This is a genomic window from Bacillus sp. K7 (genome assembly GCF_053903245.1).
The window spans coordinates 1481873-1504998 of record NZ_CP096406.1 but is presented as its reverse complement, the minus strand read 5'-3'; the positions used below and the strand labels follow the sequence as shown (position 1 = coordinate 1504998).

Genomic DNA, 23126 nt, shown 5'->3' with positions numbered 1-23126 from the left:
CCCTTTCATATCTATGTATCAAAAAAAGCAGAGGAACATCTCTGCTTTTTTTATTACGCGTATAATTCAGCCAGTTTTTTCTGCACATCAGCATTTTCAAGGAACTCATCATAGCTCATTTGCTTATCAACAATGCCGTTAGGTGTAATTTCGATAATTCTGTTGGCAATGGTCTGTACAAACTGATGGTCATGGGATGTAAACAGCATAGCGCCTTTAAAGCTGATTAAGCCGTTATTGAGCGCTGTAATGGATTCCAAGTCTAAATGGTTGGTCGGCTCATCCAAAATTAAAATATTGGCGCCGGAAAGCATTGCTTTCGACAGCATACAGCGAACCTTTTCTCCCCCAGATAATACATTTGATTTTTTGTGGACTTCTTCTCCGGAGAACAGCATCCGTCCTAAGAAACCGCGTAAAAAGCTCTCACTTTGGTCATGAGGAGAATATTGGCGAAGCCAGTCTACAAGATTCAGATCACTGCCTTCAAAATATTCACTGTTGTCTTTTGGAAAATATGCTTGAGATGTCGTTACACCCCATTTAAACGTTCCGCTGTCTGCTTCCATTTCCCCAGAAATGATTTTAAACAGCGTGGTAACAGCCTGTTCGTTACGGCCAGTGAAAGCAATTTTATCTTCTCTATTCATGATAAAGCTGACATTATCGAGCACCTTTACGCCATCGATCGTTTTCGTTAAGCCTTCCACCTGAAGAACATCATTTCCGATTTCCCGTTCCGGTGTAAAGTTAACATAAGGATAGCGGCGGGAAGATGGTTTAATATCATCCAGCGTAATTTTATCGAGAAGTTTCTTTCTTGATGTAGCCTGCTTAGATTTAGACGCATTGGCGCTGAATCTAGCGACAAACTCTTGAAGCTGTTTGATTTGCTCTTCTTTTTTCTTATTCGCTTCTTGAGAAAGCTTTAATGCCAGCTGGCTTGATTCGTACCAGAAATCATAGTTTCCGACATAGATTTGGATTTTGTTAAAGTCAAGGTCAGCAATGTGCGTACACACTTTATTTAAAAAGTGGCGGTCATGGGATACGACAATAACTGTGTTTTCAAAGTTAATCAGAAACTCTTCCAGCCACTGAATGGCCTGAAGGTCCAAGTGGTTCGTCGGCTCATCGAGCAGCAGTACATCCGGCTTGCCGAATAACGCCTGTGCCAAGAGCACTTTTACTTTCTCTGAACCGCCAAGGTCTTCCATTTTCTTCGCATGAAGGTCTTCTGAGATACCAAGGCCTTTTAAAAGGATCGCAGCTTCACTTTCTGCTTCCCATCCGTTCAGCTCAGCAAATTCGCCTTCTAACTCAGCAGCCCGAATTCCATCCTCATCTGAGAAATCAGGCTTCATGTAAATGGCATCTTTCTCCTGCATGACTTCATACAGGCGTTTGTGGCCCATAATGACCACTTTCAGCACTTCATACTCTTCGTACTCAAAATGGTTCTGCTTCAAAACAGCAAGACGCTCGCCAGGACTCATATGAACGTCCCCTGTCTGAGGCTCGATTTCGCCAGATAGCACTTTCAGAAACGTTGATTTCCCGGCACCATTTGCACCAATTAACCCATAGCAATTGCCTGGGGTGAATTTAATATTGACATCTTCAAATAACTTGCGATCCGCAAACCGCAAGCTTACATTATTTACAGCAATCATTTATTATCCTCCATCATGTCTATCATCAATAAAAGTATACCATGAATGCAGGGCAAGAGAAATGATTCCCTGATAAATCGGAGAGAAAACACTTATACACTCAACGTTGCAAGCATATGTTACAATAAAACAGAAGAGGATGCATCCAGCTGGAAATTACACACTCTTATGGAGGAACACATTGAGGCTTTTAACACTTACTGAATATTGCTTATTGATCTTTTTCACGGGTTTTTACCTCGCTGTAACAGGCTTTACCGCTAAAGATGTCGGCTTATATATTGGCATAGCCCTTATTTACATATTTTCGCATATTTTTTCTAAACGGCTTTTAGAAAAACGCGGAAAAGAAAACAAACAGGTTCACCTTTTCTTCAGTGTGCTGGCCATTATCGGTTCAGTGTTTATTACGGTATTATGCATTGCATTAGTCGCTTCTTTTTCAAATTAAAAAACGCCTGCTGTCCAAAGGCCAGCAAGGCGTTTTTATTTTGTTTGGCGCATTTCATTAAACGGGAAAAAGACAAACTTCGATGTGCCGACAATCCGTTTTTCCGCAATCAGCCCCAGCCCATTTCGGCTGTCCATTGAATTCAGCCGGTTATCTCCCATAACAAAATATTTGCCTTCGGGAACCTTAACCGGCCCAAAGTCGCCAGTCAGACTCACACCAAGTTTTTCTGCTTCCTTTTTATTTTGAGACAAGTAAGGCTCGGCTACTTTTTTTCCGTTTATATAAAGCGTATCATCCTTCATTTGAACGGATTCCCCAGGCTTTCCGATCAATCTTTTGACGTAATGGATTTTAGACGTCTCACCATCGATAATGACGATATCTCCGCGTTCCAGTTCGCCGATATAATTGACTGTTTTATTCACAAACAGCCTTTCGCCGTCGTGTAATGTGGGATACATAGATGAACCTTCGACTAAATAAGGTTCAAACAAAAAGTGACGGATCAAGAGAGCCAGCAGGACAGCGATGACAATTGCTTTTCCCCATTCCAAGTACGTATTGGTTTTTTTCTTTGCCGCTTCTTCAGTTTTCGTGTTTTTTTCCTCGGTCAAAGTGTTTCCTCCTAGACGGTTGCTATGTCAGTTGTTTCTCTTCTTTTACTTTATCATAAATGATTATAAAATACATAACTTAACCGCGCTCCCGCCAGCAGGATAAAGAAAAAGCGCCCCTTCAAATGAGGGACGCTTTTCTCTTATTTCTCTGTAACAGGTTTTTTAAGAATGCCGAGGATAATTGCCATCACGACAGCACCGATCACGATACTTAATAGGTAAAGCAGCGGATGGTTTGTAATGAAGGCTACGAATACTCCTCCGTGAGGTGCCGGAAGCGTTACACGGAAGAATTCAGTTAATCCGCCAGCAACAGCTGCACCAACGACAGCAGCTGGAATCACGCGAAGCGGGTCAGCCGCAGCAAACGGGATCGCTCCCTCTGTTACGAAAGCAGCACCCATGAAGTAGCATGTAATACCAGCTTCACGGTCACGCTGAGTGAATTTGTTTCGGAAAATTGTTGTTGCAAGTGCGATACCAAGCGGAGGAACCATACCCCCGGCCATGATCGCTGCGTGAGGCGCGTAGTTGCCTGCATCGATCATCGCGATACCGAACGTAAAGGCTGCTTTATTAAGCGGGCCGCCCATATCGATCGCCATCATACCGCCCAAAATAATACCCATTAATACAAGGTTACCAGTTCCCAGGCTTTCAAGCCAATTGGTTAAGAAGTTCATAAATGCCGCTACCGGTGTATTCACAACGAAACGCATGATAATACCAGTTAAGAAAATACCAAACAGCGGATAGATTAATACAGGTTTCAGTCCATCAAGTGATTGCGGAATAAAGACAAATGCTTTTTTCAATAGAACAACGATATAACCAGCCAAGAATCCGGCAATTAAACCGCCTAAGAATCCAGCATTTGCTTGAGTTGCCATAAATCCGCCGACCATACCAGGCGCAAAACCAGGACGGTCTGCTATACTCATTGCAATGAAACCGGCAAGAACAGCAACGATTAATCCTAGTGCATTGTCACCGCCGATAAACTTAAGAGCAGCAGCAAACGTGTTGTAAGTAGGATCGTCCGGATTGGAAGAATTAATTCCCCAGAAGAATGAAATCGCAACGAGAATACCGCCGCCGACTACGAACGGAAGCATGTTGCTGACACCGCTCATCAGATGCTTATAAAACGTGCTTCCGATGCTGCCGCCAGACTTGCCTCTCGCTTCATCATCATCGTTTGAAGCTGAAGAACCGCCGCCGCTGCCTTGGTAAACCGGCGCGTCTTGATTCATCGCTTTTTCGATAAGCTCTTGCGGGCGTCTGATACCTGCTGTAACAGGTACTTGAAGCACGCGCTTGCCTTTAAAGCGTTCCATTTCAACCTGCTTGTCCGCTGCGACAATGATAGCAGGCGCATCTTCAATTTCTTGGGCAGTCAGCTTGTGCTTGATACCGCTTGAACCATTTGTTTCGACCTTAATGTCCACGCCAAGCTCTTTCGCTTTTTCTTTCAGGGCGTCCGCAGCCATAAATGTGTGTGCAATGCCTGTCGGGCATGCAGTCACCGCTAGGATTTTCCCTTTTCCGGCAGGTGCTGGTGCCGCTTCTTCTTCTTCCTCTTCGTCATCATCTTTATCGTGCTGATTAATAATGTCGATAATAGCATCTTCTGACTCAGCTTCAAGGAGCTGCTTGCGAATTTCTTCACGCATTAACAGCGTAGAAAGTCTTGACAAGGCTTCAAGGTGAGTGTTGTTTGCGCCTTCAGTCGCCGCGATCATGAACACCAAGTGAGCCGGCTGGCCGTCTAATGATTCATAATCGACACCGTCTTTTGAACGTCCGAACGCGATCGCCGGGTTGATAACGCTTGCTGTTTTCGCATGCGGGATAGCGATTCCTTCACCGATCCCCGTTGAGCTTTGGCTCTCGCGATTTAAAATGGCTTCCTTGTAGGCTTGGCGGTCATTTAATTTTCCGGCCTTATCAAGAACAGTGACCAGTTCGTCAATCACATTTTCTTTTTCTTTGCTCTCAATATTAAGCTTTATTGTATGCTTCGTTAAAAGCTCAGTTATTTTCACTTTTGTTTCCTCCTCTATAGACGTGTGACCTTAACTTCAGGAAGAAGCTGCTGGACAAATTCTTCTGTTCCGAGTTCTTCAGAGAACGCGGTAGCGCTGCCTGATGTAACACCTAAACGGAATGCTTCTTCAAGCGGCAGCTGTTTGGAAATACCGGCCAAAAAGCCTGCAACGACGGAATCTCCCGCTCCGACTGAGTTGACCAATTTCCCCTTCGGCACGTTAGCAAAATAAACAGCTTCTTTCGTAAATAGAAGCGCTCCGTCTCCTGCCATGGATACGATTACATGTTCAGCCCCTTGTTCTACAAGTTTTTTCCCATATGGGACAGCTTCTTCAACAGATGTAATGGTCGTGCCGAACATTTCTCCAAGCTCATGATGGTTTGGCTTCATCAAAAACGGTTTCATTTCTGTCGCTTTCATAAGCGCCTCACCTGAGATATCCAGAACAACACGCGCGTTCTGATTTGTGCAGGCCTCCGCGATTTTTTCGTAAGTATCGTGAGGCAATGAAGATGGAATGCTTCCTGCTAGGACGACAATATCTCCCTCTTGCAAAGACTGGAACTGTTCTAAAAAGGCTTTGAAATCTTCATTCGAAATTGTTGGTCCCTGACCGTTAATTTCAGTTTCATCACCCGTTTTTAGCTTAACGTTGATACGGGTATCTTCTTTCACTTCAGAAAAAGCTGTTTCCAGGTTTTCTTTCTGCAAAAATGTTTTGATATATTCTCCGGTAAACCCGCCGACGAATCCGAGCGCTTTAGACGGTACATGGTGTCTTTTGAGCAGTCTCGATACGTTGATGCCTTTGCCCCCTGGATACTTTGTATCGTATGCGGAACGGTTCAGGCCTCCTACAGTAAAATCTTCAACGTGAACAATATAATCGACAGATGGATTAAGTGTTACAGTGTAAATCATGGTTTCACTACCTTTACGACAGTTTTTTCTTGGTAATTATCGAATGTAAGCTCTTCAGCGTCAGTCGTAATGATTGTTGCGTCGCCTATTCCAGCGAATGCCGAAAATGAAATTTCTCCGAATTTCGAAGGATCTGCTAAGACGTAAGCGTGTTTTGCCTGTTTGACAGCTTTCTGTTTTAAAAGGGCCTCATCAGGGTCCGGCGTTGTGAATCCAGCCTCTGTATGGACACCGTTTGTCCCCAGAAAACTCTTGTCGAATCTGTATTGATCCATGGCAACCAGTGAAGCGCCTCCAATAACCGCGCCCGTTCTGTGCTTTACGTATCCTCCAAGCAAGTAAAAAGAAATTTCTTTCCTTATTAGTGCTTCGATATGCATCGCCCCGTTTGTGACTACAACAATATCTTTGCTTTTATCCATAAAATCAATCATGTGCAAAGTCGTCGTGCCTGCATCAAGGTAAATGCAATCTCCTTCTTCTAAAAGGGAAACTGCTTTTTCAGCAATTTTCAATTTATCGTGAAGGTTTTTGGATGATTTTTCAAGCATATCGGGTTCAAGTCTGATATCGGAAAGCTTGGCTGCTCCCCCATGAACACGCTTTAAAAAACCGCGTTCTTCAAGTGTTGATAAATCTCTTCTGATTGTTGATTCAGAAGCGTTTGTAAGATTTATGAGCTCTTGAATTTTGACCACATCATGCTTTTCTATTTGATCAATAATCAATTGATGCCGTTCAGGAGTTAGCATGCTTCACCTCCTAATGAAAACGTATTCATTTTGAATACAATTTCATTGTAAACGCTTTTTTCAATTTAGGCAACTAAAATCATTCAAATTCATTCAATAACTATCAAAATCTTTCACGTTTCTCCATATTAACGTATGTCTATAGGGTTTGTAAACTGTAAATTCGACAAAAATAAGGACAATTGTACGACATTTTCTTCTTATTTTAATGAAAAAAGTCTTTTATATTCATAGTAGAAAAACGGAACATAAAAAAACCTCATGCATATTGCATGAGGCTACTCGTAACGCAGTGCTTCAATCGGATCAAGCTTTGCGGCTTTATTTGCGGGAAGCATGCCGAAAATCACGCCAATGAGCATACTGAACAGCACGCCCCCGCCTACAACCTGCCAGGATATGAGTGACGGCCAGCCCGCAATGGCGGAAACAAGCGAGGCCCCTCCATATCCGATTCCAATCCCAATCAGTCCTCCGATCAGTGTCAGTACGACTGATTCAATTAAAAACTGAGTCAAAATCTGTCCTCTCGTCGCACCGAGTGATTTTCTGATTCCGATTTCTCGCGTCCGTTCTGTGACTGATACGAGCATAATATTCATGACACCGATCCCGCCGACCAAAAGAGAGATGCCTGCAATTGAGCCGATAATCGTCGTCATAATCGCTGTTACTTTGCCGATTCCGGCCGCAATCTCTTCCATGTTCATCACTTGATATGAATCCTCTGTGCCATGATTGTCATTTACCAGCTGCGCTGCTTCTTTTCCAGCTGTTTTTATGTCGTCTGCTGATTCGACTTGCAAGGATACGTTACTGAAATCATTTGTGCCAAAAGAGGATTTCATCATATTAAATGGCACATACATTTCACTCAAACCGAAAGAAAGCAAGCCTGTTTCTTTTTTCAGCACGCCGATGATTTCAACAGGCTGTCCGTTGATCCAGACCACTTCTCCAAGAGGGGATGCTTTATCAAACAGCTCTTCAGCCATCTTTTCAGAGATTACTCCGGCTCTTTTCCCCGCAAAAAAATCATGATCGGTAAAGGTTCTGCCGCTTTCGATTTTTAAAGAATTGACGTTCATGTATCCATCGTTTATCCCGTTAACGGTAACATCCGTTTCTTCCTCATGATAACGTGCTTTCATACTTTCAGAAGTCGAGGCAACAACTTGTTTGATGCCCTCTATCTCTTTTAAACCTTTGATATCATTTTCTGTAAAAGTAGATTCTGCTAAGGCGTTCGGATTGCTTGCAAGCTCCTCATCGCTTGGCATATAGTACAGCTCCACGGTATTGCCCGGGCCGCTGATCGACTGCTTCAACATTTGCTCGCCGCCCTGTCCTACCGCAACCACGACGATGACAGAGCCTACACCAATGATAATGCCGAGCATCGTTAGAATCGAACGCATTTTATGGGCAAGGACGGAGCTTAAAGCCATTCTAATGTTCTCTAACAGGCTCATTCTCCCACGCTCCTTTGTCCGGAGCTGGCAGGAACAATGTGTCCGTCACGCACCATGACGATTCGATTCGTGCAATCTGCGACTTCCGGTTCGTGCGTAACAAGAACGATTGTCGTTCCCTCGGCATTTAATTCTGTAAATTGTTCCATAATCGCCACGCTTGTTTTCGTGTCCAGCGCGCCGGTCGGTTCATCTGCTAAAATCAATTTTGGCTCATTCACGATTGCCCTCGCAATGGCTACCCGCTGCTTCTGCCCGCCCGACAGCTCGTTAGGCATGTGGAGCATTCGATTGGCTAACCCGACCTTCTCCAACGCTCTCTCAGCCCGCTCTTGTCGTTCTTTTTTGCCTATACCGGAATAAATCATCGGCAGCTCGACATTTTTTTTTGCGTTCAGCCGCGGAAGAAGCTGAAATTGCTGAAATACAAAACCGATGGACCGGTTACGGACTGCCGCCAGCTCTTTATCTTTATATGAAGAAATGTCTTCGCCGTCCAATTTATACGTACCGGAAGTCGGCCGGTCAAGACAGCCGATAATATTCATGATCGTCGATTTCCCTGATCCTGACGGCCCCATAATCGAGACATATTCCCCCTGATGAATGTCCAAATCAATAGAATGGAGAACATCAAACGTTTCCCTGCCGATCTGATAGCTTTTTCTCACATTAGAAAGCTGAATCATTTATGCTTTCACTTCCGTTCCATCGGTCAACTGATCAGAGGGATTCAAAATGACTTGATCCTCTTGAGAAACCCCTTCTTTAATCTCTGTCAGATCATCTGTAACTTCACCGATTTTGACATCAACTCGTTTTGCTTTTCCGTCTTTTACTATATATACATAATATTGATCATCTTCTTTTTTGACTGCCTTTGAAGGAAGCGTATTTGCTTTCCGCTTATCTGTTTCAATATTCATGATGAATTTAAAGCCAGGCTTTCCTTCTGGAAGATCCCCTTTTATTTTCACTTGAAGCGGATATTGGACCGCTTGTTCTGTTCCTTGTACCGCAGTGCTGTCCTGCTGATCCGGAACAAGTCCGACTGCGGACACTGTGCCTTTCCATGTTTTATCCTGAATAACATCTGAAGTGAGTGTGACCTTCTGGCCTTTCTTGACTTTCAGTGTATCGTATTCAGACAATTTCCCTGAGACGACAAGGTCTTTTGGATTGCCGATATGTATGACAGGCTCTTGAATATCTGATTTTTTGGATGCCGCTTCTTGGTTGACACTAATAACGGTACCTTCGATTTCGCTTTTGACTTCAAGATCTGACACCCGATTGGCAAGTGACTGCCGCTGGAGCTCGGTTTGTTTTAAATCGATCTCAGTTGTTTTTTTCTGCATTTGAAGCTCCGTCCGCTCAGATTCAATTTGTTTTTCTGCTTCTTTCTTTCCAACCTGTTTTGCCAGTTCTTTTTCTTTATGATTTAATGCTTTTAATTTTTCTTCAATTTGGTCAATTTGAAGCTGGTTGGATTCAGCCGTTAACCGGTTCTGTTCTTTTTCGAGGCTCAGCTGCTCATTTGTATAGGTGACTAAAGGCGTTCCCTTTTTCACTTTGTCGCCTTCTTTCACTTTAATGTCTTCTAATGTCCCTTTATCGGCTTCATAAAAGACATACTGTTCATTTGAAAATTGCAGGGTCCCGGGAACCATAACCGTTGACGAGATTTCTTTTTCTTCAAGACCTCCCGCCTCTATCTTCTGTCCGGCGCTGCCGCTTGCCGGGGCAGCAGACCGGTATATATTGATTCCAATGAAAAGTGCAACTAAAACTGCGATTCCAATTCCGATCCAGACTTTTTTCATGATGTTATGCACCCGCCACTGAATTGATTAAACCTGAAAAGAATGAAAATGCGACTAAAATCCCGAAAAGAACAATCACTGAAATCCATCCTGCTTTTTTTGAGATGCCGCCTGTTTTGTGAAGGCCGATTGCTAATAATACATAGCTCCATATGCTAAATATCTCAAAAGTATTTAACACGCTGGCAAGAGCTCCGTCAGACGGAATAATCCCCGCCAATGATGTCACGCTGTAAAGAGAATTCGCGTCAGTCGTGAAAATAACGATTCCGTTAACCAATAATCCAAGACTGCTAATCAAAGAGACAAACAGACCGAGAGAAAGCATTTTTTTGTATGTCGTAACTCCGCCTGAGATTTTTACACAAAGCCAATAAATAAGAGGGGCAATAAATAACGCTGCGATACCGCCGAAAATCGCGGCTGCCATTCCTCCAAATTTGGTGATTGTTGCGACTGTTTCAATTTCTTCAGCTGATAACCCTTGAGGGCCCGTGTTTTTCATAAGCTCACTATAGTCCGTACCGAGTGATTGCAGTACCGCGCCGACGATGATAATCGCTGCAACAATAAATAGCGGTCCCCATACAGCCGGTCTTTCTCTTATTCTTTCAAATTGAATGGACGGATTAGTGATCACTCCGAAAAGTGACGGCTTTTCAGTCGCCGTTGCGCTGTTTTTTTCTACATTTGTTTCCATTTCAAAACCTCCTTGAGAATATCTAACAGATAATACGAGATGGGGTTCAAAAAGTTTCATGTTTTTTCAAATAAATTTCCAAAAGCCTTCAATATATAACTGAAGGCTTTCGCTCTTATTGTATAGCTTCGCTGTATTGCGTTTTCACAAGCCCGGCATAGATGCCTCCTATAGCAAGCAGCTGCCCATGGTTTCCTTCTTCCATTTTCTTGCCGTGATCAAGAACAATGATGCGGTCGGCGTCGCGGATCGTGGACAATCTGTGGGCGATCATCACTGCTGTACGCCCTTTCAATAGCGTTTTTAACGCCTGCTGAATTTTCACTTCCGTTTCTGTATCAATACTTGCGGTTGCTTCGTCAAGGATAATAATAGCTGGATCGGCAAGCAATGCTCTTGCAAATGAAATGAGCTGGCGCTGACCGGCAGAAAGTACGCTGCCCCTCTCCTCCACCTCTGTTTCGTACCCTTCTGCTAAACCAGAAATAAATTCATCCGCTCCGACCGCTTGGGCTGCTTTTATCACTTCTTCGTCTGAAGCACCCGGCCGGCCAAAACGAATATTTTCCATGATGGTTCCGGAGAAAATGAATGTATCTTGCAGCACGATGCTGATTTGGGAGCGCAAACTGGCAAGGGAAAGATCCCGAATTGGTATACCGTCTATTTTTATGGTGCCTCCCGTGGCATCATAAAAACGGCTGATTAAATTCGCGATCGTTGTTTTTCCGCTCCCCGTATGCCCGACAAGCGCAAGCGTCGAGCCCGCCGGAATAGTGAAGGAAACAGCGTGAAGGGCTTTTCGTTTTTCATCATACGAAAATTCAACCTCTTCAAAACTGATCTCCCCATTTATTTTTTGCTTATGAATCGCGCCCCGCTTCTCTTTAACATTTGGCTGTTCGTCCAGAAACTCAAAAATCCGTTCTGATGACGCCATTCCCATTAACAGCTGGTTATAGACTTGCCCCAGTCTTGAAATAGGTTCCCAAAACATGCCCAGATAGAATGCAAAAGAAACGAAGACGCCAATCGTGATGGTTTCATTCATGATGAGTGTGGCGCCATACCAAATCAAGACACCCGTGCCAATCGCGTTTGTCATTTCTACCAGCGGACGGAACATGGCATTTTTTCTTGTGGCTTCTTGCCATGATTGATAGTTCTCCTGATTGACGCCATCAAAATACGCCGTGTTTTCTTCTTCCTGCGTAAATGCCTGTGTGACACGTATGCCCTGAATGCTTTCGTTCAAATGAGAGTTCAGCTTCGATTGTTTGAGGCGCACCTTTTGCCAGGAGCGGCGTATTTTTTTTCTAAGACTTGTTGAAATAAAAAACATAATCGGCAGTGTCACCATAATGGCTATAGTCAGCTCAGGACTCAGCGTAAACAAAATAATCATAACGCCGGCCAAAAGCAGCAAGTCGGTCAATAAGTTGATGACTCCGCTTGTAAAAAGCTCCTGAAGAGAGTTAATATCATTCATAATCCTGACCAAGATCGATCCGGCCGAGCGCTGATCAAAAAAACGATGGGATAAGCGCTGCACATGGGTAAATAAATGCTGGCGCAAATCGTATATCACATGCTGGCCAAGCTGGTTCATCCATTTAATTCTGAATACATTGGCGGCATAATTGAGCACATATAAACCGCTAATGATAAAAATGAGCTGGACCAGCAGCTCTGAGTTTCTCTCCGCAATGGCTTGATCGAGAACATAAACGCCGATCAAAATGGGAATCACAAGCTTCACAACAGTCCCAATCAATACGGTAAGAAAAGAAAGCGGCAAAATCGTTTTTCGATATGGTTTAACATAGCCCAGCAGCCGCCACATTTGAGTCCAGTTAAACGGCTTTTCAATGATTTCATCTGAAGAATAATAGAAACGCTCCAAAATCCCTCGTTTTTCTGCTTGTTTCATATAGCCCTCCCTATCCGACCTGATGCGGCTCATTGATCATTTTGACATCACGGTATTGTAAATCGTAAATCTTTTGATAGTAGCCGCCTTTTTCGAGAAGCTCTTGATGTGTTCCCCTTTCACAAATCCGCCCTTTATCAAAAACGAGAATTTCATCGGCGTGTTTCAGAGAAGAAATGCGGTGAGCGATGATAAAGGTTGTGCGGTTTTTCATGACTTCTTTTAAAGCCAGCTGTATGCTGTGCTCTGTTTGCATATCTACTGCGCTCGTGGCGTCATCCAATATTAAAATGCTCGGGTTCAAACAAATGGCTCTCGCAATGGCGATACGCTGTTTTTGACCGCCGGAAAGCCCCATTCCCCTCTCTCCAAGCATGGTGTCATATCCATCAGGAAGCTCCGTGATAAAGGCATGAGCCTGCGCCCTTTTTGCCGCTTCGATGATGTCTTCCATTGAGGCATCCGGCCTCCCGTACGAAATGTTTGATCGAATCGTAGATGAAAACAGAAAAGATTCTTGCAGAACGACCCCGATATTGGAGCGAAGGGTTTTTAACGAATAATCGGTGATAGGCTTATGGTCAATGGTAATCATTCCGCCAACAGGACTGTAAAATCTGGTGAGGAGCTGTGTAACTGAGCTCTTGCCTGAACCTGTCGGGCCCAATAGTCCGATGACCTTCCCGCTGTTTGCATCAAAGCTGACATTGCTTAGCGCGTTTGTTTGTTCTTTACCGTATGCAAGAGAAACGTTCTTGAACATGACATCTCCTGTTAATCTTTGTTTTTGCATATCATGAGCATGATCTGTGATCTCTTCTTCTTTTTCAAGAATCTCCAGCAGGCGTTCACCTGACGCTTTTGCTTGAGAGAACATATTGATGACAAAGCCTAAGTTCATAATCGGCCACATCATATAATTGACGAGGCTGAAAAAAGCGACAAGCTCGCCGGGGTTGAGCTCGTTGTGCATGACCAGGTAGCCGCCGTATGAAAGGAGAGCCACAATACAAATATTGCCGATGAACTCCATTAAAGGGAAATACGCAGACCAAATGGATGATGTTTGTAAATACTGTGTCCTGTACTCCGCATTGGCCTTATTGAAATGGCTGATCTGAAAATCTTCTCTGGATAGAGATTTAACCGTATTGATGCCGCTGATATTTTCCTGGACTTTTGTGTTGAGTTTCGCAAACGATTTGCGAATCCCTCTGAAAGCGGGATGGACTCTTTTGTCAAACTGATATACCGCAACAGCGAGAAATGGCAAAACAGCGATTGTCACAAGCGTAAGAGGAACAGAATAGTAAAACATGACAGATAGGCTGATGGCGACCAGCAGACCGAATCGAATGAGCTCAGCGAGACCGTAAGATAAGAAAAAACGAAGCCCTTCAACGTCAGCTGTCAGTCTGGACATTAAATCCCCTGTTTTCGCGTTATCATAATAAGAAAAAGAAAGCCGCTGCAGTTTTTCATACAGGCCATTTCTCAGCCGATAAACGGATTTGATGCCGAACATATCACCTAAATATTGATGAAAAAAAGTGGCGGTTCCTTTCAAGGCCATTACCGCAATAAATCCTAAGCTAACCCATGCCGCAAGCCGATACTGCTTTCCCAGGACAATTTCATCAATCGTGATTTGCAGGATAATCGGGTAAACGACAGTAATCGCAGTCATCAAAAGCATGGCCAGAAGCGACCACATAAACACCTTTCTGTACGGCCAATAAAACATTTTTAACCTTTTAAATGTCTCCATATCCAGCACCTTTCCAATTTTTATCATCTTTACTATATCGGTACCCGAAATAAATTTCTATTGTTTTTTCGAAAATTCAGTCTAATGATGGAGTGAGTCTCTTACTTTATAGGAAGTCTCTTATGTAAAATAATGCTTACAGAAAATCATTGTATGCTGGGGATGTTTGGGGATATGCAAATGAAATACAGAAAAACCGGACGGCTGCATGCCGTCCGGTTCATCCCCCGCTGACAGGCGGAATGATGGCTACCGTGTCGCCTGAAGATACGGTAGTATTTTCTTTTACATAGCTTTCGTTTACAGCAATCATAGCTGTATCAATGGATTCGAGTCCGTATTGTTCTTTTAAACTTGCTTTTATTTCGTCTGTCGTTGCTTGTTCCATATCCATTTCCAATGCTTGTGTTCCGGCCTGTTCTGCAAGCCCTGCAAATAAAAGGATTTTAATCATGCTGCTCTCCCTCGCTTACATCTGGTTTTCCGTTCGGATAAGCTGTGTTTTCAAGCTGGTCGCCGATCCACTGCTCTCCGTCCTCCCAAATTTCTTTTTTCCAAATCGGGACAATCTGTTTAATCCGTTCGATCGCATACTCATTGGCTTCATAAGCAGCTTTTCGATGGGGAGAGGATACAGCGATCACAACCGCTGCTTCACCGATATCCAGCACACCTATACGATGGGTGATTGCGGCTGAAGCCCCCTCCCATTTTTCTTCAATTTCAGTCCCGATTTGAGCCAGCATTTGCACGGCCATCGGTTCATATGCCTCATATTCAAGCCGAACCGTTCTTTTTCCGTTTGTCCATTCCCGAACCGTGCCAATAAATGTGGTAATTGCCCCGGCTTCCCGTTTCTCCACTTTTTTGATGATGTCTTCGGTAATAATGGGTGTTTTCGTGATCTCAAACCGTTCCATTATGCAGATTCCCCCTTCAGCTGTGAAAGCACAAAATCCACGGCAGCCGGATCATCCGCATGAAAAACGGACAATCCCTTATGCTCTGTTATATGCTCTTTTTTCCTATAGATGATGGCGATTGTATTGTCTGCCTGCAGTGCTTCTAGATCTTCCTTTTCGCTTAGTATAACCACTTTAGGATAAGGAGCTTTTTTAAAGCCTTCTATCAGAAGACAGTCTGTTTCGAGAAACTGGTATAACCCAATCAGCCGCGGCAAATCCCAATGGCGGCGGGCTGTCAGCTGTAACACACCCGCACCTTCTACCGCTGTCACATCAGCACCTGCCGCTTGATAACGGTCAGTGTCTTTCCCATTAGTGAACGTTTGCGGTTCACCACCGTGACCATGATGCTTTAGGCAGCCTAAATTGAGCCCCTGTTCAGAGGATTTTTCAAGAATACGTTCGATAAACGTTGTTTTCCCGCTGTTTTGAAATCCTACAACTTGGACGATTGGGAAAGGACGGACCAAGGCCATTCACTTCCATTCTCTTCTCTGATAAGCAGCACTTGAACCGTTCTGCCTGATTCGTATCCTCTCGTGCCGCCCGGCAGGATAATAAACGCATTCGCTTCTGCAAGTGACGTAACAGAGCTCGACTTATCCAATCCAACGGGTTCCGCCAGCAGCTGCCCTTCCTGGTGGTATACGAACGCACGTACAAAACGGGTAAATGGGTTCGGTTTCGGAAAATCCTTCGTCAAAACAGCTTCCGCACAAATCGAATGCGGTTTTTCATTGAGCAGCCATATCTGGATCATTGGTTTGACAAACAATTCAAAACCGACATAGCAAGCTGACGGATTACCTGACAGACCAAACAGGAGCGTATCATTTGCATGCGCCACCGTTGTCACGCTACCCGGGCGCATGGCAACCTTATTAAAGAGCACGTCCGCTCCGAGTTTTTCATAGATCGCAGGCAAAAAGTCAAAGTCACCCACTGATACACCGCCAGTTGTGATCAGAAAATCAACCTTTTTCATCGCTTCTTTGACCGCGGCAAAGCTTTGATCCAGGTCATCAGAGATTTTCCCTAAATAAAGCGGAGATGCGCCTGCTTCAACCACTTGCGCATACACCATGCTGGCATTGCTGTTGCGGATTTTCCCCGGTTCCAGCGGATCACTGACATTCAGCAATTCAGTACCGGTTGCAATAATTCCGACAACCGGCTTTCTTACGACAGGCACAGATGCGTATCCGAAGGTTGCCAAAAGAGCGGTCACTCCTGGTGTCACCCGGGTGCCCTTTTTCAATAAAACACTCCCTTTTTGAGCGTCTTCACCTGTTTTTGAAATATTATCCCCCGGCTGAAAGCGGCGTTTTAAAGACATAAACGCTTTCCCATCCTCCTCAAAGGTTTGAGTCAGCTCTATCATGACGACAGCATCTGCCCCTACAGGGATTTGCGCGCCTGTCATAATCCGCACGGCCTGAAACGGGCCAAGTTCTTTTTCAGATACAGCCCCCGCTCCAATATGGTCAATGACCTCAAATCGAACCGGGTTTTCACGTGAAGCTTCAGCCGTATCGCACGCTCGGACAGCAAAACCATCGTATGGCGAACGGTCAAAGGCAGGTACGTGGTGATCCGCTGTTACATCTTCGGATAAAAAGCGATGCAGGCTGTCTTCAAGCGCCACCCATTCTGTTTCCCCTTGTTTTTGAAAATGGCTGACACGCCGAATTGCCTCGTCTACCGGTATCGGTGTTCTTTTCTCCAGCATTCTGACCCCTCCTGTTGTTACAATCCAATTACTCTTGCCAGCACGGAATTGGCTTCTTTCACATCATTTGTTCCATGCACCAGTGCCCGTCCATCATTGAAAATGACGATTCTGAAATCCTCGTAAAAAATATGCAGCAAAAACGCATTGGCCTCGACCTTGCCGATTGTTTTCAGCCGATTGATAAGCTCTTGTTTCGGAATTCTTTTTAACGACTCCGACCTTACCTGTACTGTATCACGGCCGCATAGTACAGCGGCTTTTGGTGTGTTCCAGTCTTGGAGATAAGGATAAACCGCGTGTGCTCCGCAAGATGGGCAATTCTCACGGCGTACATGATTAACGTTAATCTTCATATGCGAGTTATTCCAAACATCGAATGTCACAAACCCTCGCTGTATCGCTTCTTTTTTTCCGGTTAACAGCTTTAATGCCTCTGCCTGCTGATAGGCCGAAACAATATGCACAGCTGGCGGAATAATGCCGGCAGTATCACACGTCGCCCCGCCGACAGGAATTTGCTCAAACAAACAAGACAGACAAGGCGTTTCTTCTGGAATGATCGTCATGAACATCCCTTGGCTGCTGACACAAGCACCATAGACCCACGGTGTCTTTGTTTTCTGGGCAAGATCGTTTATCAGCATGCGGGTTTCAAAGTTATCTGTCGCGTCGATGACGACATCCGCTTTTTCAATCAGCGGCTCAAGCGTTTCGGCTGTTCCTTCGGTAACGTACGCCTCAATATGTATTTCGCTGTTAATCGCTGATAGATGCTCTTTGGCAGCCATGGCTTTCGGCATGTGGAGCTTGGCGTCGCTTTCTGTATAAAGCTGCTGCCTTTGCAGGTTGCTCCACTCAACATAATCACGGTCAATAATGGTAATGGTACCGACCCCCGCTCTCGAAAGCCCTTCTGCTCCTGCCGTCCCGAGCGCTCCTGCACCGACAACCAGCACATGGCTGTCTGCCAGTCTTTTCTGGCCCTCTTCCCCTATTTGCTTAAATCTGATTTGCCGCGAATAACGCTCCTCCATCAAACCTGTTCTCCTTATCTTTTATGTCATCTTAACATGTTTTTGCCCCATCAGTCCCGCCTGAAGGAATCCGTTTTTTCTTCCAAACAGCTAAAATCATCACGTGTGTTCACGTTAATAAACTCAGCCGGATTTGCCCCAATTTCTTCATCTTGTACGTAACAAACCGATATACGGCTTAACAAATCTGATATTCTTAATCTCTTCTCACAAAGCTGATCATATAAAATGGGCATGATTCGTTTATGGTACATTGCAATCAATGGCTGCTCCCGTCCCCTTGAAATCGGGACGACCGCATCTATACCGGGAATCATCAGACGCTTGAGCTCCAGCATCGTCCTTCTTTGGATCAGCGGCGTGTCACAGGACAACACAGTATAAAGCTCGCCGTCTGTCTTTTTAAAAGCGGTATATATACCCGCCAATGGACCCATTCCTCGAAACGGCTCAGTATCTTGATATACTTCATTTTCACCGTTTTCTTGGAATCTACCAATCAACTCAGGACGGGTGATGATAACCGCATGTTCTCCAAGCGCCTCTTTGGTCCATTCGTAAAACATCCTGCCCTTCCATTTCACAAACGCCTTCGGTTCCCCAAAGCGCCGTGAGGCTCCTCCTGCCAGCAGTACGTTTATATGCTTCATGTCCTCTCACCTCTAGTTCGTTAAAATCATAGCAAAAGCAAGGCCCTAACGCCACTGCTTGTCTGTTTATTAAAGAGGAATAGCTGTTCATTATTTGCATATTGTAGTGTTAACATCATGAGGGAGATGGTTCGAATGAAAAGATCAGGTCCTTTTTTCCACGATGTGTCTCAGGAGAACCTTTATTTAAAATCAGAGCTTTCAAGGTGCCATAAGCTGATTTCCGAACTTGAAGCAACCTACTTCCATCAGAAAAATAACAAACTGCTCAAAGAAAATAACGATATGAAAGAAAAACTTCAGCAGCTGTCCGCCGAATTAACGCAAATGTCAACGAAAGAAAAACACGCCTCCCACACCAGCCAAACGCTGCATCAAATAAGAGCTGAGCTCCTAGATAAAATCGTTGCGCTGCAGGAGCTCCTATCTGCTGAAACCTTCAAACGCAAAGCCGATACCGAAGAAAAACATAAACTTCATATTGCTAAAATTAAAATTGAAGAAGAAAATAAAAATCTGCATAAACGAGTCAGCCTTCTTCAATCCTCTATCCAGCGGGAACAGAACGCATTGCTTCAGGCAAAACACCAAACCGAAAAGGTGAAAGCTGAAAACAGCCGTCTAAAAGAGCAAATGATAGAAAAAGAATATCAGCTAAAACATATTAAAATAGAAGTTGATCATATGAAAGATCGAATCATAGAAACGAAAGAAAGGCTGCTCGAAATAGAAAAAACGAAAGAAAAACTATTTCACGAAACTATTGTATCGTATAAACGGCAGCTTGATGAAAGTGATGCCTGGATTGCTTCTCATTTTGCCGATATTGATGGCGGCCCGAAACAAAAAGAAAAAACAGAAGAAAAAGCCCCAGCGGCCTATGCGCAGCCACATCATGTAGAGACCATACTTGAAGATGTCACCAAACAGGTACACGCGCTTCAAAAACAGCTCACCCGCGCCCAATCAACAGACCAGGCTATGAGCCATACGATCGAAGAACTGAAAGGCAGAGCCGCTGAAGAAAAACCTTATCAAAAATGGGTCTATAAGCTTAATCTTGAAAGGGAAAACAAACCTTCACAGAAAAAAAATCAATAAAAAACTGCTTGCGCACTACGCAAGCAGTTTTTCTGTCTATTTATTCATTTGTTGATTCCGCAGGTTCAACTGATTCTGCAGATTCGATTTCGCCTTCTAAAATATACTGGCCGCGATACGGCTTTTTCACTTCCGGATACATTTTAATTAGGCTTTGCATGAATGTTGTCATATTAGGGATTTCAAGACCGCTTTCTTTTTCAATCTCTTTTTGAAGCTCGGAGCTCTTAATCGCCGCGTTGTGGCGCTTTAAAGTTTTAATGGCAGCTTCTCTCAGCTTAGCTGCTTTTGATCCCGGTCTTGCCGTACCTCTTCTTCTTCGTGTTGTTCCGTCTGGTATACCGGCAGGAAGAGAGGAAATAGATTGAAGCTGAGGCTGAACAGACTGCTGCTGTGACGGCGGCTGATAGCTTCTGATCTCCTGAGCCGCAAGCTCAGCGAGAACCGGCAGAGAGTCTGGTTTTTTTTCAGAACGTAAATCCTTTTTGATTTCAGAAGGGCTTCCATTTCTGTCCAACTCTCTTAATTTTGCGTATATTTTATCACGTTCGATTTGATATTCACGAATGACTTTCACTTCAGCTTCATTTAATTGTTCTAACCGCAAGCGCAAAGCTTCTCTTTCATTAAACATTCCTCAATGTACCCCCTATCGAAATTAACATCTTTAAATAAGATATTAGATTACAAAAGTAATTTTATCAACTATTATTTTAGCATTTTACTATTATATTTACTCTATGAAAAATTCCTTATTTTCTGAAAAATATTTATTTTCCAGAAGAGTTCTTTATTCTCAAGGGTTCAAGGGACTTTCGAGTTCATTTGGTATTATGTTGAAAATATATATTTTACTTACTTCTTTAAAAAAATGTAGTGTAATATCTACAATTTTCGAGTTATGGGCGATGAAATTTATCTAAAATTGAGGAAAAACATAAAAAATTTGCTGTTTTTTCATCGTATCAATCCATATATCAACTTTCACCTTGCCCAGATTTGGAAAAATAATCTTCTTACTCATTTTCGATTCCTTTCTTATACAAATAAAAAAACCTGATGAGATCAGGTTTTTATGAAGAACCTTCAAGCCTGTTCTGTTTCAGACAGAACACGGTTCACACGTTTTTCAAGCATTTTCATCCCGCTGCCGCCGGCTTGAAAGTGACGAAGCTGGCCTGTTTTATCAAACACATAGTATGCAGGCACATAATCATTTTCAAATGCATCGGTTAAAGCATGATCACTATCAACAAAAATTGGCTGAGTGATATCATGTTCATCAGCTACTTCTTTTATTTTGCCGAGGTCAAGATCATCCTCGGAACGAGGCATATGCACAGCTATAACGTTCAGTTTATCTTGATATTGATCACGAAATTGATTCACTTGCGGCATCGCTTCTTTGCACAGATGGCAGCTGATGGACCAGAAATGAATAAGCGTCGGCTTTTCCCCGATCAATTGCTCTCTCGTTACTTCACCATTGAACCAGGCTTTTTCCCCAGTCAATTCAGGCATTGGCTGACGTAATTTCATTGCTTTCCCTCCTATTACACAAAAGGCCTAACAAATATGTCAGACCCTTTTTCGTTCTTAGAAAGAATTAAAGTGTTTTTTGGCCTGGTTTCCAGTTGGCCGGGCAGAGTCCGCCGGTTTGCAGCGCTTGAAGAACACGAAGCGTTTCATCAACGTCTCGGCCAATATTGTTATGGAAAACAGTTTGATATTGGAGCTCGCCTTCTGGATTGATAATATATAATCCGCGCAGGGCCACACCTTCTTCTTCGATTAAAACGCCATATTCACGGGATACCTCGTGGTTTGTATCAGCTGCAAGCGGATATTTCAGCTGGCCAAGGCCGTTTTCTTTACGATCAGTATTTATCCACGCCAAATGAGTATGGATTGTGTCAGTTGACACTCCGATGACTTCTGCATCAAGATCTTCAAATTCGTCGTATCGGTCAGACATTGCCGTAATTTCCGTTGGGCAAACAAAAGTGAAGTCCATTGGATAGAAGAACAGCACTGTCCATTTGTCGTTTTTCATGTTTTCCTCAAGACTAACTTTGCCAAATTCTTTACTTGCAAGGACTGCTTCCATTTCAAAACGAGGAGCCTGTTTACCTACCATACGTTCTGCCATATGTATCCCTCCAATTATCGTTTGGCTTAAAAGCCGGATTCCCATGAAAATAAAGGATCATCATCTATATTTCGTTAATAACATCACAATGCCCATTATATAGGAGCTCATTTTTCGAGTCAATTTTTAACAATTCATGTTCGTCTTCGGCTGAAACATTTTTGAAGAAAAAGTTTAACATGTTCAAGTAAAGGGTAACAAACCTCAATATGCTGCAATCACTTCAGAAAAGGAGCCCCAATATGGATTTTATTAAACAATATGATTGGCCGGGACTTATTACACATGCCAGTGTCCTGCTCGTTAAACTCGTCATTATGATTTTCATCTACTTTATCGTTCGATCATTAGGCATGAAAATCATTAAGCATCTTTTTGCAAAATTCGAGGAGCAGAACAGTTTGTCCAAAGGACGCGCATATACGCTCCAAAGCCTGACTCTCAACATATTTTCTTACATATTGATTTTTATATTCTTCGTCATGGTTCTGGATTTGTTTCATTACGACCCTAGCGCTCTTTTAGCGGGAGCAGGAATTGTCGGACTGGCTGTCGGATTTGGTGCCCAAGGGCTTGTCAGCGACATCGTGACAGGTTTTTTTATTCTGCTTGAAAAACAATTGGATGTTGGAGATTATATTACGGTTTCCACCTTTGACGGGATTGTCGAACAGGTTGGCTTAAGAACAACTCAAATCCGCAGTTTTGATGGGACACTGCATTATATCCCTAATAGAAACATTACAAACGTGAGCAATCATTCCCGGGGAACAATGCAGGCTCTGGTTGACATAAAAGTGCCGGCTGAAAGAAACATTGATGAAACGATTCACATTTTACAGCAAGTATGCAATGAAACGGCAGCCGCTCTTCCGCAAATAATAGAGGGCCCAAATGTCATTGGGATTCAAGAACTTGGCACTTCCGAAATCGTGATCAGAGTCATTGCCAAAACAGAAAATATGGAACAGTGGCGCGTCGAGCGAGTGCTTCGAAAGGAAATAAAAACCGCCCTTGACCGCGCTTTTCCTAGAGAAACTGAGTAAATAAAAGAACCGAAGCTTTTTTGCTTCGGTTTTTCATTCACTGAATTCTGCTTTCCACTTCGCTGCAAATTTCTTCAGCAGTCATCCCGGAAGCTGTAATGACGGTTGCTTGTGTTGCCGTATCAGCTATTCCTTGCACATTATTGTCAAGGCCTGTTACGACACAGCAGTCACAGCCTTTTGCATCGGAAGGGCTTTTCATCATGACAACGTCATATCCTTTTTCTTTTAATGCGGATTCAACATCTGATAACGATTGTTCAATTCCAATTTTTTTTGCCATTATTGA

24 protein-coding genes are annotated in these 23126 nt (G+C 43.6%); 3 read left to right on the top strand and 21 right to left on the bottom strand.

The window, feature by feature from the left end; genetic code table 11:
- Positions 1-53: 53 nt before the first annotated feature.
- Complete coding sequence (locus M1D98_RS07640) at positions 54-1673, bottom strand: ABC-F family ATP-binding cassette domain-containing protein (RefSeq protein ID WP_010328467.1); 1620 nt, start codon at positions 1671-1673, stop codon at positions 54-56.
- 181 nt (positions 1674-1854) lie between these two features.
- On the opposite strand from M1D98_RS07640, the gene M1D98_RS07635 reads away from it, so the two are divergent.
- On the top strand, positions 1855-2124 hold the full coding sequence (locus tag M1D98_RS07635; protein WP_010328468.1) for a hypothetical protein: 270 nt from the start codon (positions 1855-1857) through the stop codon (positions 2122-2124).
- Positions 2125-2159: 35 nt separating this feature from the next.
- Here M1D98_RS07635 and sipT read toward each other — a convergent pair whose 3' ends face one another.
- The 16 genes from sipT to M1D98_RS07555 all read right to left on the bottom strand — a co-directional run bounded on the left by sipT (position 2160) and on the right by M1D98_RS07555 (position 18541).
- Positions 2160-2741 carry a signal peptidase I sipT gene (gene sipT / locus M1D98_RS07630; RefSeq protein WP_010328471.1) on the bottom strand — a complete coding sequence of 194 codons (582 nt, stop codon included), beginning with the start codon at positions 2739-2741 and terminating at the stop codon, positions 2160-2162.
- Positions 2742-2884: 143 nt separating this feature from the next.
- Positions 2885-4789 (bottom strand): fructose-specific PTS transporter subunit EIIC, encoded by a 1905-nt coding sequence (locus M1D98_RS07625; protein ID WP_435576713.1) that lies wholly within the window; start codon positions 4787-4789, stop codon positions 2885-2887.
- Between the two features lie 14 nt (positions 4790-4803).
- Positions 4804-5715 (bottom strand): 1-phosphofructokinase, encoded by a 912-nt coding sequence (gene pfkB, locus M1D98_RS07620; RefSeq protein WP_456280164.1) that lies wholly within the window; start codon positions 5713-5715, stop codon positions 4804-4806.
- Positions 5712-6467, bottom strand: a complete 756-nt coding sequence (locus tag M1D98_RS07615) for a DeoR/GlpR family DNA-binding transcription regulator (protein ID WP_121642497.1) — start codon at positions 6465-6467, stop codon at positions 5712-5714. The genes pfkB and M1D98_RS07615 overlap by 4 nt, the downstream gene beginning before the upstream one ends.
- Before the next feature lie 278 nt (positions 6468-6745).
- Entirely contained in the window at positions 6746-7939 is a 1194-nt protein-coding gene (skiZ, locus tag M1D98_RS07610) for a sporulation-delaying-protein transporter subunit SkiZ (protein WP_121642496.1), read from the bottom strand.
- Entirely contained in the window at positions 7936-8628 is a 693-nt protein-coding gene (gene yknY, locus M1D98_RS07605) for an ABC transporter ATP-binding protein YknY (RefSeq protein ID WP_010328476.1), read from the bottom strand. Before yknY ends, skiZ begins: the two co-directional genes overlap by 4 nt.
- Positions 8629-9762, bottom strand: a complete 1134-nt coding sequence (locus M1D98_RS07600; RefSeq protein WP_121642495.1) for an efflux RND transporter periplasmic adaptor subunit — start codon at positions 9760-9762, stop codon at positions 8629-8631.
- 4 nt (positions 9763-9766) lie between these two features.
- On the bottom strand, positions 9767-10462 hold the full coding sequence (gene yknW / locus M1D98_RS07595; RefSeq protein ID WP_121642494.1) for a toxin SDP protection protein YknW: 696 nt from the start codon (positions 10460-10462) through the stop codon (positions 9767-9769).
- A gap of 115 nt (positions 10463-10577) precedes the next feature.
- Positions 10578-12392: an ABC transporter ATP-binding protein gene (locus M1D98_RS07590; protein WP_121642493.1), complete on the bottom strand. Its 1815-nt coding sequence runs from the start codon at positions 12390-12392 to the stop codon at positions 10578-10580.
- A 10-nt stretch (positions 12393-12402) separates the two neighbouring features.
- On the bottom strand, positions 12403-14160 hold the full coding sequence (locus tag M1D98_RS07585) for an ABC transporter ATP-binding protein (RefSeq protein WP_121642492.1): 1758 nt from the start codon (positions 14158-14160) through the stop codon (positions 12403-12405).
- A gap of 220 nt (positions 14161-14380) precedes the next feature.
- A complete protein-coding gene (gene moaD / locus M1D98_RS07580; protein ID WP_121642491.1) occupies positions 14381-14614 on the bottom strand; it encodes a molybdopterin converting factor subunit 1 in 234 nt (77 codons plus the stop codon).
- The gene (locus M1D98_RS07575; protein WP_121642490.1) at positions 14607-15080 is read right to left on the bottom strand and encodes a molybdenum cofactor biosynthesis protein MoaE; all 474 of its coding nucleotides are present in this window, start codon (positions 15078-15080) and stop codon (positions 14607-14609) included. Before M1D98_RS07575 ends, moaD begins: the two co-directional genes overlap by 8 nt.
- Entirely contained in the window at positions 15080-15601 is a 522-nt protein-coding gene (mobB, locus tag M1D98_RS07570; protein WP_121642489.1) for a molybdopterin-guanine dinucleotide biosynthesis protein B, read from the bottom strand. The genes M1D98_RS07575 and mobB overlap by 1 nt, the downstream gene beginning before the upstream one ends.
- On the bottom strand, positions 15562-16854 hold the full coding sequence (locus M1D98_RS07565) for a molybdopterin molybdotransferase MoeA (protein ID WP_456280163.1): 1293 nt from the start codon (positions 16852-16854) through the stop codon (positions 15562-15564). Before M1D98_RS07565 ends, mobB begins: the two co-directional genes overlap by 40 nt.
- 17 nt (positions 16855-16871) lie before the next feature.
- A complete protein-coding gene (locus tag M1D98_RS07560) occupies positions 16872-17891 on the bottom strand; it encodes a molybdopterin-synthase adenylyltransferase MoeB (protein ID WP_121642487.1) in 1020 nt (339 codons plus the stop codon).
- A gap of 50 nt (positions 17892-17941) precedes the next feature.
- On the bottom strand, positions 17942-18541 hold the full coding sequence (locus M1D98_RS07555) for a molybdenum cofactor guanylyltransferase (protein ID WP_456280162.1): 600 nt from the start codon (positions 18539-18541) through the stop codon (positions 17942-17944).
- A gap of 135 nt (positions 18542-18676) precedes the next feature.
- Between M1D98_RS07555 and M1D98_RS07550 the strand changes: the two genes are divergently transcribed.
- On the top strand, positions 18677-19642 hold the full coding sequence (locus tag M1D98_RS07550; protein WP_121642485.1) for a coiled-coil domain-containing protein: 966 nt from the start codon (positions 18677-18679) through the stop codon (positions 19640-19642).
- A gap of 40 nt (positions 19643-19682) precedes the next feature.
- On the opposite strand, the gene rok is transcribed toward M1D98_RS07550, so the two are convergent.
- From rok to ahpA, 3 genes are all read right to left on the bottom strand, one after another.
- A complete protein-coding gene (gene rok, locus M1D98_RS07545; RefSeq protein ID WP_010328488.1) occupies positions 19683-20276 on the bottom strand; it encodes a transcriptional regulator Rok in 594 nt (197 codons plus the stop codon).
- Positions 20277-20728: 452 nt separating this feature from the next.
- Positions 20729-21181: a TlpA disulfide reductase family protein gene (locus M1D98_RS07540; RefSeq protein WP_010328490.1), complete on the bottom strand. Its 453-nt coding sequence runs from the start codon at positions 21179-21181 to the stop codon at positions 20729-20731.
- 67 nt (positions 21182-21248) lie between these two features.
- Positions 21249-21791, bottom strand: coding sequence for a biofilm-specific peroxidase AhpA (ahpA, locus tag M1D98_RS07535; RefSeq protein ID WP_010328491.1), 543 nt, complete (start codon positions 21789-21791; stop codon positions 21249-21251).
- Between the two features lie 242 nt (positions 21792-22033).
- On the opposite strand from ahpA, the gene M1D98_RS07530 reads away from it, so the two are divergent.
- Positions 22034-22837 carry a mechanosensitive ion channel family protein gene (locus M1D98_RS07530; protein ID WP_268535429.1) on the top strand — a complete coding sequence of 268 codons (804 nt, stop codon included), beginning with the start codon at positions 22034-22036 and terminating at the stop codon, positions 22835-22837.
- A gap of 37 nt (positions 22838-22874) precedes the next feature.
- On the opposite strand, the gene M1D98_RS07525 is transcribed toward M1D98_RS07530, so the two are convergent.
- Complete coding sequence (locus M1D98_RS07525) at positions 22875-23120, bottom strand: YkuS family protein (protein WP_456280161.1); 246 nt, start codon at positions 23118-23120, stop codon at positions 22875-22877.
- Positions 23121-23126 lie beyond the last annotated feature (6 nt).